Here is a 16,947-nt window from a genome sequence, read left to right as displayed (position 1 = left end):
GAAATCAAACCTGAAATGAAGCGGTTTTCCGGCTCCATCATTTCCCGGTGGGTTCGGAGACATTTCGCTGCACTGACACAATTTTAAATTCCGTTCTTCGATTTTTTTGGTGTTTACTTTCCGGACAGGCAATCTCGTCGGTACAACCGTTCAGAATTTCGCTCTCGCCAAAACCCTGGGCACTCAGCCGGGCCGGATCAATACCCTTGTTGACGAGGTAATCGACAGTTGCCCGGGCCCGGTTTTCCGACAATTGCATGTTGTAGGCGTCACTGGCGCGACTGTCGGTGTGTGAGCGCATTTCAATTTTCATTTCCGGGTACTTTCTCAAAAGAGCCGCGACATGGTCCAGTTCGCGGGCGGCATCGGGTCGGATGAAAAACTTATTGAGATCGTAATAAATGTTTTTCAACTCAAACACATCGCCTTCTCCGTAAATACCGTGCTGTTTTTCAATGAGTTTGGGATTCTTTCCCGCTTTCATTTTCGGCATTTGTTCCTGGTTGGCAGTGTAGCGATTTTTCTGCGTAGTTAAGGTATAGGGCGCGCCGGGTTTCATTTCAAATTCGTATTTACCGTCGGTTCCGGTCACGACCTGCTGCTCCGATTTGTCTTTTTCGTTCCGTAATGTCACCGTAACGCCCGGTGCCGGTTGCTGGTTAACTTCCGTTTTTACAGTTCCTTTCACCAGCGTATTTTCACTTTTTTCCAGATAGATCGAGACATTCATGACCGGTTTTTCGGACTGCGTCATGGTTGAAAACCGGATGCTGTTGGTGGCGTACCCTTCTTTGATGGCTTTGAACTCGTAATCAATATTGGCATCGACACAAAACCCGGTTTTGCCGTCAGTTCCCGTAAAACGCAGATCCTGATTTACGCCCGCCTTGATCACCCGAACATCCGCAACCGCGATCGGTTCATTGGTTTTGGCGTCGTAAACAAAAATATTCAGTTGCTTACAGGTTCGGCGAAAGCTGTAAATGTTATCATCACTGGCCCCCTGTTTCCGGTTGCTGCTGAAATAGCCCGAAGTGCGGTTTTTGGTCGCAATCAAACCGAAATCGTCCTTCTCCGAATTGATGGGGTAGCCCATATTCTGTACTCCTTTAAAAGCGACACCTTCGCGAAGTTCGGCGTAAAAAAGGTCCAGACCACCAAGCCCTTCATGTCCGTCGGACGAGAAATACAGATTATTATTTTCATCAATAAATGGAAACATTTCGTTGCCTTCAGTATTGATTTCTTTACCCATGTTAACCGGCGAAGACCATTGCCCGTCTTTGTACTCAACGACGTAAATATCCGTTCCTCCAAAACCTCCCGGCATGTCCGAAACAAAATACAGTTTGGTATCATCGGGCGACAGGGCCGGATGGCCAACGGAATAATCATTGCTGCAAAACGGTAATTCTTCGGATTTCTGCCAGCTACCCTTAACATTTTCAGCGATATACAATTTCAATTTGCGAACACCATCACTGCTTTTCCCTTCTTTTCCTTTGGCGGTATTGTTCCGGGTAAAAATGATCCGGGACTGATCCTTGAAAAAAGTCATTGGCCCTTCGTGGTATTTCGTATTGAGCGTCCGACTAAAAATTTCGGTTTTGGAAAGCGATTTATCATCCATCGGCTCGGCTACAACCACTTCCGCAGTGGTATTGCTACCGCCCAGCGAAGCGGACTGAACCGCCAGATCAGCGTTTTTACGAAGGTCGGTCGTATCCGGATAAAAATAAAGATCAAGAAATGGTGTCTGATTCCAGCCGAAAACCCGCTTAACCGGCCCGGTTTCGTGGCGGGCCGATACAAATGCCAGCCCATTCTGGTAGTACATCGGACTAAAATCCGCCTGACGCGAATTGATAGGCAGGTATTCAACGCGGTATGAAGAAGAATCCTGGTAAAACCGGTTCATGTCCATGTAGGAAACCGTGAATTTCTGCCCCCGCAAATCCTCCTTTTGTTTCTCGCCGTACTTGCTGTACATCTTCTGCGAATCGCGGTATTTTCCGTTCGCAGCCAATGCCTGCGCGTAATAGAGGTAATTTTTTGAATCGGTTTCCGGAAATTCCTTGAGCAAATCTGAATAAATTCGTTCGGCATTTTTCGTATCCTGCAGGGATCGATAGCTATAGGCGAGTTTCGTGTAGGCTTCCTGCACTTCCGCAGGATCCCGGTGTTTATCCAACCGCAAAAACTCCTCATACGCCCGGGCTGCGTTGACATAAGCCAGATTCTCAAACTGTTTATTGGCAGCTTTCAGACGCGCACTTTGGGCCTGGACAGCCAGCGTCAACGTACTCAAAACCGCACTCAGCAGGAACAGTCGTAGATAATTCATAGTGGATCGCAAGGGTTACCCCCTACATGCATCAAAAGAAATGCCAAAATTGTATGTACATATTATTTTAATTTGTAGATTTATTAACCTGCTCGCTGTCAAATTGCTTTACATTGCCAAAGCAAAGGGGTCAACGCACCAGTGAGGTAACTCACCCAGCGTTTAATTCGGAGGTATGCCGCCGTTCGATTTTCAGGATTTTCCGGGTTTTGGCGGTTATTTTAAACTGGTCGCTTATCCGATGACCGATGAGCCAGACAACCTGATTGTCTGACAACAGAACCTGTACGAAACGACGTTCCGCAAGCGTCACTTTGCGATTGGTCAGGAAATTACCAATCGTTTGGCTTCCTTTCATCCCCAGCGGCCGGAACGACTCGCCGTTTTGCCATTGCCGGATCGTCAACGGCCACTGAATCAGGTCGGCATCCAGGTAAGCAATCTGCTGATCAACCGAAAGTTGAAAATCGGCCGGTTTATCGACAACGGTAAACCCAAGGACATGATGAGCCGAAATCAACACTTCCTGATCCGGAAACGTATTCACAACAATCGACTCATTGATCGACGAGTGCCGCTTTTCAATCACCAGATACTGGCGATCCCGCATGATCTGATGGGTAGTTGAATAAAATTTCTGACCAAAAACCGATGACCGCACAGCTGCAGCGATCGGCTTAGTTTGAATATATTGAAAGCCAAACGGTTGAAGCCATTCCGCCAAACGAAACTCCCACTCCCGATAAGTGATCAGTTTTTGAATGGAAAGAGAAAAGCTATTGGAGCGGTTTTCAGCGATTTCCTCCCACGAGCACCGAATTTCTTCATCGACCAGATTATCTGCCGACTGAAGCCGGGTTACGGTGGTTTGTAACGTTTGCAACAGGCTGGGGTTGAGCTCTTTCAGAACCGGCACGACCTGGTGGCGCAGCCGGTTTCGGTGGTATTTATCCGACGAATTGGACCCATCTTCCCGCCAGACCAACCCGGTTTTCTGTGCGTGCATTTCAATTTCGGCCCGGCTTGAAAACCACAACGGTCGGATAATATTTCCCTGCCTGATGGGAATGCCCCGCAGCCCGGTTAATCCGGTGCCGCGAACAAGGTTTAACAAAATGGTTTCCAGAACGTCATCCTGGTGATGGGCAGTCGCAATACCGTTATAGCCAAACTCTTTCGCAATGTCTTCAAACCAGGCATACCGCAGTTGGCGGGCGGCCATCTGGGTCGAAATTCCCAATTTTTCAGCTTCTTCTTTGGCCGCTAACTGAGTCGTATGAAACCGCACCTGGTGGCGTTCCGCAAGGGCTTTTACAAAAGCCTGGTCCTCCTCCGAATCAGTTCCCCGCAATTGAAAATTAACGTGGGCAATGCCGTACCGAAAACCCGCCCACCGGAACAGTTCCGCCATTACTACTGAGTCCAAACCGCCACTTATTGCCAGCAAAATGCAATCAGTTTGGCCAAAAAGTTGTTCAGTGTTAATAAAGCTTAAAAACTGATCCTCAATGGCCTTGTTTTGAGCTAAAGCCATAATTTTGTATTTTAATATGATCTGAGTCGGAATTGAAGGATTACTTGAGATTGATTGGCAATTTATTGAATCCTGGTTTATCCCGCTACGGCAGACCGTTTTAATCTGCTAAATCCGAGTTCAGAAATTTTAGTATTTTTTTTCCATGTGTCGCAACCCTTTGAATAAAACTAGCGTCTATTACAACAAGATGATACACAGACTTCTGGTATTGCTCCTGGTTTCGCTGGCCATTTCGGCAGAAGCACAGGTTGCCAATCCATCGGCTGGCGGAACATCTGATATTGTCATTCTGAAGCGTGCCGATCAGTTGGAAGGTATTCAGTCTGGTACGGAAGAGGTTCGAAAGTTAACGGGTAACGTTGAGCTTCAGCAGAAAAACATGCTGATGTACTGCGATCTGGCGATCCAGAACTTAACGACCAACGTCATTGAAGCTTACGGAAACGTACGGATGATTCAGGGCGATACGCTCAGTGTCAGGGGGGATACGGTTTTTTATTACGGCGCTTCGCGCCAATCCGTTGTTACCGGCCGGACGGTTATTCTAAAAGATCGGAAAATGACGCTGACGACCCGAAAACTGGAATACGATCTCGCCAATGGCATTGCGCATTATCCGGTAAAAGGCCGAATCGTTGACCGGGAAAATATTCTGACCAGCCGGGAGGGCTATTACGATACGCGGACGAAACTTTTTACTTTCCACGAGAACGTAAAACTGGTTAATCCGCAATACACCCTGACAGCCGACTCGTTGCTTTACAATTCATTCAGTAAGATTGCCACGTTTCAGGGGCCAACCAAAATTGTGAGTAAGGAAGGGACGCTGATTGCGAAAGACGGCGATTACAATACGGTTTCGCGTTTGTCGAATTTTCAGCGCCGGGCCACCATTGAAACGGAAAAATATACGCTGACGGGCGATACCTTATTTGGCAACAATGCCAATGATTTTTACACCGCCCGTGGCAACGTCGTTCTTTTTGCGAAGGGAGATCAGACCATTCTGACGGGCAATTTCGGGCGTTACAACCGCAAAGTGGGCGTAGCTCGTATGGTTGGGAATGCGGTCGTTAAAAGCATCACCAGTTCCGATACGCTCTACATGCGGGCCGATACGCTCTGGTCGTTTGAATTGCCCAATCCGAAACGGAAGAAAGGCTCTCCGGCGGCCGATTCGACGTATCGGAGGCTAATCGGCCAGAAAAACGTCCTGGTTTTTAAGAACGATTTGCAGAGTAAGTGTGATTCGATTGTGTACGAAACCGCCGATTCTACCATCTATTTTTACAGAGATCCAATCGTGTGGAGTACCAATTACCAGATGGAAGGCGACTCGATAACCGCATTGATGAAAAATAATCGCATCAATAAAATGTTACTTCGGGGCCACTCTTTCGTCATATCACAGGATACGCTGCTCAACTTTAACCAGGTAAAAGGGCGGACATTGACCACTTATTTTGCCTATGACAAGAAAAATGACCGCTCCGACATTGACCATGTGGTAGTGGAAGGCAACGGCGAAAGTCTCTATTTTGCCGTTGACGACAACAATAAAATGGTGGGAATGAATCGGGTTTTGTGTAGTAAAATGACCATCCGGTTCATGGATCGAAAAGTAAAAAAAATCAGCTTTTATGGGCAACCGGATTCAAAACTGGTTCCACCCAAGGAGTTAAAAGAAGCCGACAAACGGTTGGACGGTTTTAACTGGCGAGTGGCCGAAAAACCCACGAAAGCCCGGGTTTTGGGCCTACCGGAAGCACCGGCCAGCCAACCGGTTTTATCGGGAATCGAAAAGGCTAAAAACGCAGTTACTCCGGTTTTGCCGGAAGCGTCTGCCACCATCAAACGGGAGGTTCCGGCAGCGGAACCAAAGATCAGGAATCTGATCAAAAAAATGCCGGGGGCTGCCAGCGGAAATACGTCGGTAAAAGAGGATTTATCTACGGGAAAATTGACACCGGTTTCGGCGGCAGAAACTAAAAAAACGGTCGAGAAAGTAACCGAAAACAAAACGAAGAAGGCTGATAGCACAACAACCGAAGGGCTAAAGAGTAAACCAATCGTTGAGCTGACACCTGTAAAAAGCGTGGCTGAAGAGTCATCCAATTCAACTAGAAAACTGGTATCAACTAAAAAAACAATTGCTATCCCGGATGGAGTTCAGACTCAGAAAGTGGACAGTCTGGCAACTGAAGCGCTGAAAAAAGCAGAAACTGGAAAAGTGCCTGCGCGAAAGACTTCAGTTTCTCCCGCCGAAGAAAGTGATCTGGAGCGCGAGCTCAACAAAAAACCGGTTCGAAAAGTAAACAAGTAAACCGTAACATTTTTCAATAAATTTTTCAGTCTATTTTAAACCTTTGAGAGACAACGAAGTTCTAACTGACAAAAAAGATCTGAGAATAGCAATTTTTTGAGGTAGCGGTCGTTGACTTTCTCGGTTTTTTAAATATGTTTGTGATGGGGTAATATATCCACCCGATTATTGCATGAAACTATATGAAACAACCTGTACGTTTATATGCCTGGTTAACCGGCCTGGCGCTATTGGTTTCACAGAGCTTACTGGCTCAAACCGATAGCAGCAAGCCAAAAAGCCGGTTGGAATTGGGACAAAAGCCCGCCGTGGCAAGCCGGGTTATCCACTCCCATAATTTCCCTTTTCTGAAACACCCAAATGTCTCCAGTTTGGATCGGGGTGTTACGGCCCAGAAAAACACCGCCATCAATCAGTTTTACCGCAATCAGCTTTTGAATACATCGGCCAGTAAAGCTACGGCTCGTACGGCCAGTTCGGATACGGGGAGTTTAGCAGTTCCCGAGGCACGGCAGTCAGCCGAAGAAACCCGAAAAGTCGATGACCGGATGTACTCAAATGATCGGATTACGGTTTCAAATATCTACCCAAATCCGGCGAACGAAAGTGCCGAAATAGATTACCAGATTACGGGTTCCGTAAAAGACGCCAAGCTGGTTTTCTATAACGTTTTGGGGGCTCAGGTCGGGGAATACGTTTTGGACCGCAACGAACGGAAAGTCCGGATTGCTACCAGCGAAATGAATTCAGGAATGTATTTCTACCAATTGTCACTGGAAGGCAAGAAGATTGCCACCAAAAAATTAATGGTCAGTCACCAATGAGGTATACGTTTTTAGATAGGCAGTAGACAGAAATCTGTTTACTGCTTTTTTTTTGCCCATTACTCTCCTCTGATTCAGCACTATTTAACCGGACTTATCGTTAAAGTTTACAGAGATTTTTATTAATTTTGCATCCTTATGCAGCATTATTTGAGAGCAGGTAAGTTAGCGGTTGTGTTGTTGGTAGTATTAACGTCATGCAGCCCATTCCAGAAGTTACAGAAAACGGGTACCGACGATCAGAAGTACCAGGCCGCCGTAACGTATTTCAAAAAAGGTGAATTTTACCGGGCAGGTCTCTTATTTGAAGAATTGATCCCCATTCTGAAAGGAAGTACGGAGTCGGAAATGGCTCAGTTTTACCGGGCCCACTGCGAATACCAGCAGCAGAACTATCAGCTTTCGTCGTTTCACTTCAAACAGTTTTACGAAACGTTTGCCCGAAGCGATTACGCTCACGAAGCGATGTACTTTTACGCGCTCTCTTTATACAAAGATTCGCCGAATTACAACCTGGATCAATCCAATACGCTGACGGCGATGGCTGCGTTGCAGGACTTTATCAACGCCCACCCGGAAAGTCCGTTTCGGCAGGAGTGTACGCAATACATTGCGGTTCTTCGCGACAAACTGGAGCGGAAAGCGTATGATAAAGCGAAGCAGTATTACAAAACCAGTGCGGCCAACATTGCTAATTATCGGTCGTCAGTGGTTTCCATTACGAACTTTTTGCGGGAATATCCGGATTCGAAATACAATGAAGAACTGGCCTATCTACGGGTTGACGCTCAATACCACCTGGCCAAAAATAGTTTCGCCGATAAAATTAAGGAACGGCACCAGGATGTTGTAACTTATTATCTGGCTCTGGTCGACAAATTCCCCAAAAGTTCGGATATCAGGAAAGCTGAGCGGATGTACGAGGATAGCCGCAAAGAGCTGGAAACCATCGCGAATCTGGAAAAAGAGAAGTTGAATCAACAACAAAAACCGGCCAAAGTCACCGCGACAACGGCTAATTAACAATCACCTTTTGGCCGCAATCCTTTTTGGCCAAAAATAGCTTTTGAAAACCGAAAAATCATGGCAAATAATCCTTCAATCATCACCCGCGATACCGATAAAATTGCAGCCGCAACGGGTAATCTGTACGAATCAGTTTCGATTATTTCAAAACGCGCCCGGCAGATTTCGAGCAAAATGAAAGAAGAACTGAGCAATAAACTGTCAGAATTTGCTTCGGCGGTCGACAATCTGGAAGAAGTTTTCGAAAACCGCGAGCAAATCGAAATTTCAAAATATTACGAGCGCCTGCCGAAACCGACAACCGTTGCTACGGATGAGTTTCTGGAAGGTAAATTGCAATGGCGTACGGTCGAGGAAGATACGACCAACTCGCTGTAATTTAAGTCGAAGTCCAAAGCAAACCGGGGAAGAACAGATCTCACGGAGAAAATCGCCAGCGCGAACACTCTCTGTGAATTTTGTACTTTCCCGGTTTATTTGCTTTTAAATTAACTTTTATGTCTACTCTGGCCGGTAAAAAGATTCTGCTGGGTGTAACCGGCAGCATCGCTGCGTATAAATCAGCCCTGCTTATTCGGCTATTGGTCAAATCCGGGGCGGAGGTTCAGGTACTGATGACCCAGGCCGCCAAGGATTTTATTACTCCATTGACGCTGGCAACGCTGGCGAAACGGCCGGTATTTTCAGAATTTACCAGCTCAGGCGGTCAGGGCGAAGGCCAGTGGAACAACCACGTCGAGCTCGCTCTTTGGGCCGATCTGATGGTTATTGCGCCCGCTTCGGCCCACACGCTGGCTAAACTGGCCCACGGTTTTTGTGACGATCTGTTATCGGCGGTTTACCTTTCGGCCAAATGCCCGGTTTTTCTCGCTCCGGCCATGGATCTGGACATGTACCGCCATCCTTCCACGCTGGACAACCTTCGGCGGCTGGAATCATTCGGAAACCGGCTTATTCAGGCGGAACACGGTGAATTAGCGAGCGGTTTGGTGGGGGAAGGCCGTTTGGCTGAGCCTGAACACATCGTAGCGGATCTGGAACGCCATTTCGCCCACCGGCCGATCTTTCGTCACAAGCAGGTTCTGATAACCGCCGGGCCTACGCAGGAGCCGATTGATCCGGTTCGTTTCATCAGCAACCACTCCAGCGGCAAAATGGGTTACGCCATTGCCCGGGCTTTTGCGCAGGCAGGGGCCGATGTGACCCTCGTCAGCGGACCCAGTGTGCAGCCCCTCCCCGACCCGGCCATCCGGCGTATATCCGTGCATTCGGCGCAACAGATGTATGAGGCAACGGCAGCAGAATTTTCCAAGGCCCAGATTGTTGTGCTGGCGGCTGCCGTCGCGGATTACACGCCCTTGCATCCGGAAGAGCAGAAAATCAAGAAAAAGGAGTCGGTTTTTGCGTTGGAAATGACCAAAACAATTGATATTGCAGCCACATTGGGACAACAGAAACGCCCGGATCAGATTACGGTTGGCTTTGCCCTCGAAACCAATAATGAACTGGACAACGCGGTTTCTAAACTTCGGGCCAAAAATTTTGATTTGATCGTCCTGAATTCTTTACGCGATCCGGGTGCCGGTTTTGGGCACGATACCAACAAAATTACCGTTATTGACAAAGACGAACGAATCTATGAATTTGAGCTAAAGTCGAAGGATAAAGTGGCCGCAGATTTGCTCAATCTGGTTCAGGAACAGTTATCGATGGTATGAAATTTCAATCAATTGCACTGATTATTGCGGTTTTTACTGTTTTGTCAACCACTGTAGTGGCGCAGGAATTAAACTGTCAGGTGACGGTGAATTTCAACCAGGCGCAATCTACGCAGGTTACGGACCGCCAGGTTTTCCCGCAGTTGCAGGGGTTCATTACGGATTTTATGAACAACCGCCGGTGGACCACCGACGCGTTTAATCCCGAAGAACGCATCAACTGCAAATTGATTATCGATATTTTAAAGGTTCCTTCCCAAAATTACTACGAAGGTCGCGCTCAGATCATTGTGACCCGGCCAGTCTACGGGAGTAATTACGAAACCGTCACACTCCGGTACATCGACAATTCGTTCAATTTTCCGTACCGCCAGAATGATGCGATGTACTTTAATGAAAATGCCTATTCCAGTGAGTTGACTTCGCTGCTGGCTTTTGACGCGTTGATTATTCTGGGAGTTGATTATGATTCGTTCGGAAAGCTGGGCGGAAAACAGTTTTTTCAGCGGGCTTTCAATGTCATGACGCAGGCAAGTCAGAGCGTTGACGGAGGAGCCTGGGGCGCTCGGGGTGATATCCGAAACCGGTACTGGTTGATTGAAAATCTGCAAAACCAGCAGTTTATTCCGTATCACGAAGCCCTTTATACCTACCACCGCCAGGCGCTGGATAACTTCACGACCAATCCCGCCGGTTCGCGGGCTCAGGTGCTTGATGTCCTGAACACGATTCGGCAGGTGAGCCAGCAACGGCCTAACTCGATCGTGATCAACACCTTCTTTGACGCCAAGGGGGAAGAATTATTAAACATTATGAATGAAGGTTCCCGCGACGAGCGGCAGAAAGCATTCACGCTGCTGTCGAGCCTCGACCCGGCCAAAACAGAAGTTTACCGAAAGTTACTCAGATAATTCATGGGTAAACGTTTAATTCGCATTCGGGCTACGGAACTTCTCAACCAGTGGAACACCGAAACTGCCACCAGGCTAAAAAATGCTGAAGTGAATGTGGTTTTTACCGACGGACGCACGGTCCACGGTCGGTTGCTCGGGGTTCAGGGTTCTGAATTGTCGGTACGTGACAACATCGGTCACAGCCATACCGTACAGATTCATACCGTTGACGAAGTCATCCTGGACGAAAAAGCTCCTTTTTAGAATTTTGCTATGCTTTCGCATTTACTGATAAAAAACTACGCCCTGATTGAACATTTGGAAATGGACCCCGACTCCGCGTTGAACATCATCACGGGTGAAACCGGGGCGGGAAAATCCATAATGCTCGGTGCAATCGGTTTATTGATGGGAAACCGCGCGGATAGCAAAGCGCTCTATAATCCTACCGACAAATGCGTTATCGAAGGTTTTTTCGACGTATCGGGTTACGTCATTGAGAACCTTTTTGAGGAGGAAGATCTCGATTATGACACGACCTGTGTGGTTCGGCGGGAAATCAGCCCGAGCGGAAAATCGCGCGCTTTCGTCAACGATACGCCGGTAACGCTCGATATTCTCCGGCGGGTGACCAGCCAGTTAATGGACATTCACTCACAGCACGATTCTATTTTGCTGGGGTCAAACGACTACCAGTTACAGATTGTCGATACTTACGCCCAAAACGACGCGTTGCTTCGTCAATACCGCACCGATTACCGCACGTTCCGGTTTAAACAGGAAGCGTATGAACAGTTGCTGAATGAGACGGCAACGATGAAAAAGGAGTTCGACTACAATCATTTCCTGTACGAAGAACTCCAAAAATTAGAACTGCAAACCGATGAGCAGGAGCAGTTGGAGCAGGAGTTGACAATCCTGGAAAACGCGGAAGACATCAAGGAAAGGCTTCAGTTATCGTTTGATTACCTGGACAATGCCGAACAGTCGGTGGTGGTTTACCTCAAAAATGTAGTCAATAATCTGAACTATGTCACCCGATTGGCCGATCGCTTCAGCCAGATTCGCGACCGGGCGCAAAGCTCCCTGATCGAACTTCGTGATCTGGCGAACGAAATCAGTGCGGAACAGGAAAACATTGAAACCAACGATACCCGTGCGGAAACGATTCGGGAACGTCTCAATCTGATTTATAATCTCCAGACCAAACACGCGGTCAAAACCGTTGCCGAGTTACTGGCAATTCAGGCAGAGCTGGAGAAAAAAGTCAGCAAAATTCTGAATTCGGATGCCGAGCTGGCAGAAGCCAAAGCCGAAAATGAAGCCGCCGAAAAGCAACTCATGATCAGTGCTCAGGCGCTGACGGTTTCCCGGCAGGCAGTTATTCCCCAGATTGAGAAACAGGTAGACAACTCGCTGGTCGATTTGGGCATGCCGAATGCTTCCCTGAAAATCAACGTGGAAACCGGTAAACCCACCCATAACGGCGTCGATACGGTTTCGTTTTTGTTCAGCGCCAACAAGGGTGTCAAGCCCCAGCAACTCAAAAATGTGGCTTCGGGCGGTGAATTTTCCCGGCTGATGATGACGATTAAGTACATTCTGGCCAGCAAACGTTCTTTGCCAACGATTATCTTTGATGAAATCGACACGGGAGTTTCCGGCGAAATTGCCATTAAAATGGGCAATATGATGCGCGAAATGGCCCTCAGTCACCAGATAATTGCCATTACGCACCTGCACCAGATTGCCGCCCAGGGAAAAGCGCATTACTACGTCTACAAAGACAACTCAGGCAATAAAACCGTTAGTCGGGTTAAAAAACTTGGTTTTAATGAACGGGTTCAGGAAATCGCGCAGATGATTGGAGGCAATAACCCCTCGGCCAGTGTATTGAAAAACGCGAAAGAGCTTTTATCCCAAAAGGCTTGATCGTAAACGATTACTCATTTTATACCCATCGCAAAATGAAAAAAGTATTGGTTTCCCTTGTTGTTATTGGTTTTGCCGTTACGAGCTGCCAAAAGTCCGGCGAACAGAAAACCGGTGAAGACCAGAGCGTCGAACAGATCCGGGATCAGGTCATGGCGATTCATGATGAGGTAATGAGGACGGAAGAGATAATGGATTTGAAGGAAAAGATTAGCCATCAGATTGACAGTCTGTCCAAAATCACGCCAGCCACGCCCGTTTCGCAAAACCGCCAGCAGGAAGGGATTGCTATCAATCAATCCCTTACGGAAGCCGACGAATTGATGAATGACTGGATGCATAACTACCGATCCGACACGCTGGACGTTCTGGATGAAGCCCAGGCGAAAGCCTATTTGAACAGCGAATTAAAGAAAATTACTGTTGTAAAAGAAAAAGTAACGGGCGGAATTTCGCAGGCAAAGAAGTTTCTGGGTAACTAATTTCGCGTTCTGAATGTTGACCAGATAACCGGTTTTTACCGCTTCTATCCTCCGGTTTTTATAGATCGAGTATGTATTCTGCACTTCAAAAATGTTTTCCGGTCGTCGGGTTGGTGTTGCTGGCGGCCTGTTCATCAAGTGAAAACCGCCTGCCTATTTTCGGGGAGCGGGATGTCATTACCAAAGAAGTTGACGGAAAAACCGTTACGGACACTGCCTATTATCAGGTTCCGGCGTTTCAGTATGTCAATCAGGACAGCCTGCCGGTTAGCGACAAAACATTCGAAGGCAAAATTTACGTCACTGACTTCTTCTTTGTTTCCTGCCCGACCATTTGCCCCAAAATGAAAACCCAGATGAAACGGGTTTATGAGCAGTTTAAAAGTAATCCGGACGTCATGATTTTGTCGTATACCATCGATCCGGCGCACGACACTCCGGCGGTTTTGAAAGAATTTGCCAAAAACCTGGGCGTAACCGGCAATCAATGGCAGTTCGCAACGGGCAAAAAAGAAGACATTTTTAAAACCGGTAAAAGCTACATGGTGGTGGCTCAGGAAGACGCCGGAGCACCGGGTGGCCTTCTCCACAGCGGGCATTTCGTGCTGGTCGACAAGGAAAAACACGTTCGCGGGATGTATGACGGCACGACCGAAGCCGGTGCGGATAAACTCATGGCCGACATCGATAAACTCCTTGCCGAATACAAAAAATAATGAAAAAGGCAGCGATTTGCTTAACCGTATTGACGCTTTTTTTTGAATCTGCCTGCCAAAACCAGGAAGAACTGAAACAGGAGAAATATTTTGTTGAAGGGTACCAACTCTACACGGAACACTGCGCCAACTGTCACCAGACCGACGGAAAAGGACTCGAAGCGCTTTACCCGCCCATTGACGGTTCGGATTACCTGAAAGACAAGGAGAAAGTCATTTGCCTGATCCGGTACGGCCAGAACGAACCGATTGTGGTGAACGGACGCTCTTTTCACCGGCCAATGCCCGCCAATCCGCAATTGACCGACATCGACATTGCCGAAATCACGACCTTCATTTACAATAAATGGGGCGAGGAAAACGTGATTACGGATGTGAAAGAAACCAGTAAGATTCTGGATACCTGCCGCGTTCAGCGGGAAAAAACGAAGGTTCTAAACTAATTTCCGGTGCCGTTCAGCCGGAAAACTCCGTTTACTTTGCGAAGAAAATAATGGGAAAACGATTGATCAGTATCCAAACCGACGCCATCCATTCGCTCGTTCGTATTTTTATTCAGAACTTTAACCGGCTTGTCCGTATACACTTTCTTGGTCGTTGGATTCCAGTTTAGTTCCGGCGTATACATTTCTTCGTTTTTCTTCTTGTTGATTACCACTACATTACCCATAACCCGGTAATAATTCTGGGCCTGGAAATAATGGCCGGAATCGGCGCGAAGCGTCGTTTCAACCTGTTGATCTGGTCCGTAAAATTCAATGTTGACGGTTTTTGGATAAACCCGGTCGCTCGACTGGTATTTGTACTGCAGGGGCGTTTTCATCTTCACCTTCAATTGCGCCTTTTCGCTGTACAAAATCTGCACATCGTTGATTTCTTCCAGTGGGCCGGTATACGGTTCGGACTTTTTCACCGTCGATTCTTCCTTACAACCGGTTAAACCGATTGCAACGAAAACGGCCAGTAAAGAACTGAAAATAAGCCTGCCAATCATTTTTTAGGTGTGAATCTTCATGACAAAAACACCATCCTGACTCGTCGGGTTCGTTCAATTGATCGAACGGTAACTCAAATCGGGCAGAAACCGGTTTTTAATCCACTTTATAGCGTTGAAACCATTGCTGATTGAGCGACAAGCCGAGACCAATTTTGAAATACCGCTCCTTGATCTGGTTATCAACAACCGTTCCGCGCTGGCCACCCGTCAAAGAAATAGTCATTGAATTGACAAATTGTCCGACCGGCAATGAAAAGCCCAAACTGGCACTTACATCGTCCGGCTGTTTTCCATTAATGGCATAAGGCAATTTCGCGTAGTTGAAGCCCAGGCGATAGGGAATCAGATCAAAATAACGCAGCGAACGGGTTTTGGGCGTAAACTCAAGCCCGGCGCCAACGGAGTAACTATCTTTCAGATTGGTGGGACTACCGTCCAGACTCTTGTATTTTGACCAGGGCTGGTAACCGAATTCAATTCCAAATGCCAGTTTCTGCGATTTTTCGAGTACAATTCCACCCTTCAGTTGGGTTGGCAAGGTAATGGAACCCTTCGATTGGCTGCTGACGGTATCCGGCGTCGATATCTGTGCGCCAGTGGCATCGATTTGCTGGTACGTATCGAGTGACTTTCCGCCGAGTCGGGTCATCGGGTCAATGGTTCCGCCAATGTTCAGGAACCAGTCTTTCCCTATTTTGGGGCGCCAGGCCGCTCCCAGTCGCCAGACGACATCGCTGTAGCTCGTAAGCGTCGAGCGTTTTACGGTAATGTCATCACCACCGATGAGCAAGCGTGAATCCGAGTCATTGGTAATGTTACCGAACAGAAAGGCGGCTTCGATACCGACAAAAAAGTTTCGGGTAATGCTAAACCCGTTGGTAAAAACGGCTTTATTAAGTCCTCCTCGCCCACGATAGACATACTCCGACTCGTAAATCGTGCCGGGCACTTTCTGGTACTGGGTGGTCTGGTAATCGACGTAACTATACGGCCGCAATCCAATCCCCGCCGACCAGTACCGGGTGACCGGGAAAGTCAGCGTCAGGTAACTCAGGTTGGCACCAAAATCCTGCTGGCTTTGGCCCCGGTTATCCGAAATTCGCTTGGACTGTCCCAATAAACCGACTTCAAAAATGGTATAGCGGTTTCGAACCAACAAAGCCGGGTTGGCACTATTCAGGAAAAAACCGTTTGCGTAAGCGGTTCCCAAACCGCCCATCCCCATATTGGTGATGTTGTTGCTGCCATAAATTTCGCCGATACCCAGCGATGAATAAGGAGAATTGCCTAGTCCTTGTGCCTGAGCGCTCAATTGAGCTAATCCAAACAGAAACAGGCCGGTAAATAAGACGGAATAAATTCCGTTACGAGAGGTCGACATTATGTTGTAAAATACGATTCAATCCGATCAGCACCAGTTCCGGTACTGCAAAGATGGGTGGTTTCAGGCTACTTTCAAAAAATGGCGCATCTCCTCCGCAGATTAGCACCTTCACATCGGGGTGATCCCGGCGATGTGCTTCGATGATTCCGTTCAATTCGGCCAACAATCCATTAATGACACCACCCTGCATGGCCTGCCGGGTATTTTTGCCCAGCAATGAGGGACGAAGATCGTCCGGTTCGACCAGAGGTAGTCTTTCTGTAAACGAATGCATGGCCCGGAATCGCATACGAAAGCCAGGAGAAATCATCCCGCCGTGAAAGACCGACTCCTCGTCTACGTAGTCATACGTAACGCAGGTGCCCATATCGATCACCAGGCAGGCCGAGTCCGGAAACCGAACCTTAGCCCCAACCGCCGACGCGATCCGGTCAGTACCCAACGTATTGGGTGTATCGTACCGTTTTTCCAGCGGCACCGGCGTAAAACCGTCAAGTGCCAGCCAGAACGTGTCCTTATTCAGCGAAAGTTGCTCCCGCAACTGCTCCGCCGACCGACTGGTCGACGAAACGACAACCGCTTCGGGCGGTTTTTCCCGAATCAAAATCCGCAAGTCTTCAATTGCTATTTGAGAATAACTATCAAGCAGGTTTCCGTTCTCAAAAAAACCGGCTTTGACAGCGCTGTTCCCCCAGTCAATGGCGATATTCATTACTGCAAAAATTGCAAATAGGTACCAGATTCCTCAATACTAGACGTTAAAAATGCTTA

16 protein-coding genes are annotated in these 16,947 nt (G+C 47.8%); 11 read left to right on the top strand and 5 right to left on the bottom strand.

The window, feature by feature from the left end; all coding sequences use genetic code 11:
* Positions 1–37: 37 nt before the first annotated feature.
* Together GJJ30_RS12300 and tilS are read right to left on the bottom strand one after the other, a co-directional pair.
* Entirely contained in the window at positions 38–2,344 is a 2,307-nt protein-coding gene (locus GJJ30_RS12300; RefSeq protein WP_154175448.1) for an OmpA family protein, read from the bottom strand.
* A gap of 151 nt (positions 2,345–2,495) precedes the next feature.
* A complete protein-coding gene (tilS, locus tag GJJ30_RS12295; RefSeq protein WP_154175447.1) occupies positions 2,496–3,878 on the bottom strand; it encodes a tRNA lysidine(34) synthetase TilS in 1,383 nt (460 codons plus the stop codon).
* 190 nt (positions 3,879–4,068) lie between these two features.
* Here tilS and GJJ30_RS12290 point away from each other — a divergent pair, with 190 nt between their 5' ends.
* The 11 genes from GJJ30_RS12290 (at position 4,069) to GJJ30_RS12240 (ending at position 14,238) form a co-directional block, all read left to right on the top strand.
* Positions 4,069–6,204: an OstA-like protein gene (locus GJJ30_RS12290; RefSeq protein WP_154175446.1), complete on the top strand. Its 2,136-nt coding sequence runs from the start codon at positions 4,069–4,071 to the stop codon at positions 6,202–6,204.
* Positions 6,205–6,386: 182 nt separating this feature from the next.
* Complete coding sequence (locus tag GJJ30_RS12285; RefSeq protein WP_154175445.1) at positions 6,387–7,028, top strand: T9SS type A sorting domain-containing protein; 642 nt, start codon at positions 6,387–6,389, stop codon at positions 7,026–7,028.
* Between the two features lie 138 nt (positions 7,029–7,166).
* Positions 7,167–8,051 (top strand): outer membrane protein assembly factor BamD, encoded by an 885-nt coding sequence (locus GJJ30_RS12280; RefSeq protein WP_154175444.1) that lies wholly within the window; start codon positions 7,167–7,169, stop codon positions 8,049–8,051.
* Between the two features lie 60 nt (positions 8,052–8,111).
* On the top strand, positions 8,112–8,432 hold the full coding sequence (locus GJJ30_RS12275) for a DNA-directed RNA polymerase subunit omega (RefSeq protein WP_124903362.1): 321 nt from the start codon (positions 8,112–8,114) through the stop codon (positions 8,430–8,432).
* A gap of 119 nt (positions 8,433–8,551) precedes the next feature.
* On the top strand, positions 8,552–9,772 hold the full coding sequence (gene coaBC / locus GJJ30_RS12270; RefSeq protein ID WP_154175443.1) for a bifunctional phosphopantothenoylcysteine decarboxylase/phosphopantothenate--cysteine ligase CoaBC: 1,221 nt from the start codon (positions 8,552–8,554) through the stop codon (positions 9,770–9,772).
* Positions 9,769–10,683, top strand: coding sequence for a type IX secretion system protein PorD (porD, locus tag GJJ30_RS12265; RefSeq protein WP_154175442.1), 915 nt, complete (start codon positions 9,769–9,771; stop codon positions 10,681–10,683). Before coaBC ends, porD begins: the two co-directional genes overlap by 4 nt.
* Positions 10,684–10,686: 3 nt before the next feature.
* Positions 10,687–10,929, top strand: coding sequence for a hypothetical protein (locus GJJ30_RS12260; protein ID WP_154175441.1), 243 nt, complete (start codon positions 10,687–10,689; stop codon positions 10,927–10,929).
* Between the two features lie 9 nt (positions 10,930–10,938).
* Positions 10,939–12,597 carry a DNA repair protein RecN gene (recN, locus tag GJJ30_RS12255; RefSeq protein ID WP_154175440.1) on the top strand — a complete coding sequence of 553 codons (1,659 nt, stop codon included), beginning with the start codon at positions 10,939–10,941 and terminating at the stop codon, positions 12,595–12,597.
* Between the two features lie 35 nt (positions 12,598–12,632).
* The gene (locus GJJ30_RS12250; protein ID WP_154175439.1) at positions 12,633–13,079 is read left to right on the top strand and encodes a hypothetical protein; all 447 of its coding nucleotides are present in this window, start codon (positions 12,633–12,635) and stop codon (positions 13,077–13,079) included.
* Between the two features lie 71 nt (positions 13,080–13,150).
* Entirely contained in the window at positions 13,151–13,795 is a 645-nt protein-coding gene (locus tag GJJ30_RS12245) for an SCO family protein (protein WP_154175438.1), read from the top strand.
* Positions 13,795–14,238 (top strand): c-type cytochrome, encoded by a 444-nt coding sequence (locus GJJ30_RS12240; RefSeq protein ID WP_154175437.1) that lies wholly within the window; start codon positions 13,795–13,797, stop codon positions 14,236–14,238. The genes GJJ30_RS12245 and GJJ30_RS12240 overlap by 1 nt, the downstream gene beginning before the upstream one ends.
* Here GJJ30_RS12240 and lptC read toward each other — a convergent pair.
* The 3 genes from lptC to GJJ30_RS12225 all read right to left on the bottom strand — a co-directional run bounded on the left by lptC (position 14,235) and on the right by GJJ30_RS12225 (position 16,888).
* A complete protein-coding gene (gene lptC, locus GJJ30_RS12235; RefSeq protein ID WP_154175436.1) occupies positions 14,235–14,789 on the bottom strand; it encodes an LPS export ABC transporter periplasmic protein LptC in 555 nt (184 codons plus the stop codon). The two genes, GJJ30_RS12240 and lptC, sit on opposite strands and share 4 nt — an antisense overlap.
* Before the next feature lie 97 nt (positions 14,790–14,886).
* The gene (gene bamG, locus GJJ30_RS12230) at positions 14,887–16,173 is read right to left on the bottom strand and encodes a BamG family beta-barrel-assembly machinery protein (RefSeq protein WP_229313093.1); all 1,287 of its coding nucleotides are present in this window, start codon (positions 16,171–16,173) and stop codon (positions 14,887–14,889) included.
* Positions 16,157–16,888, bottom strand: a complete 732-nt coding sequence (locus GJJ30_RS12225; RefSeq protein WP_154175435.1) for a type III pantothenate kinase — start codon at positions 16,886–16,888, stop codon at positions 16,157–16,159. The genes bamG and GJJ30_RS12225 overlap by 17 nt, the downstream gene beginning before the upstream one ends.
* Positions 16,889–16,947 lie beyond the last annotated feature (59 nt).

The organism is Larkinella terrae (assembly GCF_009668025.1).
In the GTDB taxonomy this organism is placed as follows: domain Bacteria; phylum Bacteroidota; class Bacteroidia; order Cytophagales; family Spirosomataceae; genus Larkinella; species Larkinella terrae.
Note: the sequence above shows the minus strand (reverse complement) of the source record. Positions and strands in the feature narration are given on the sequence as shown.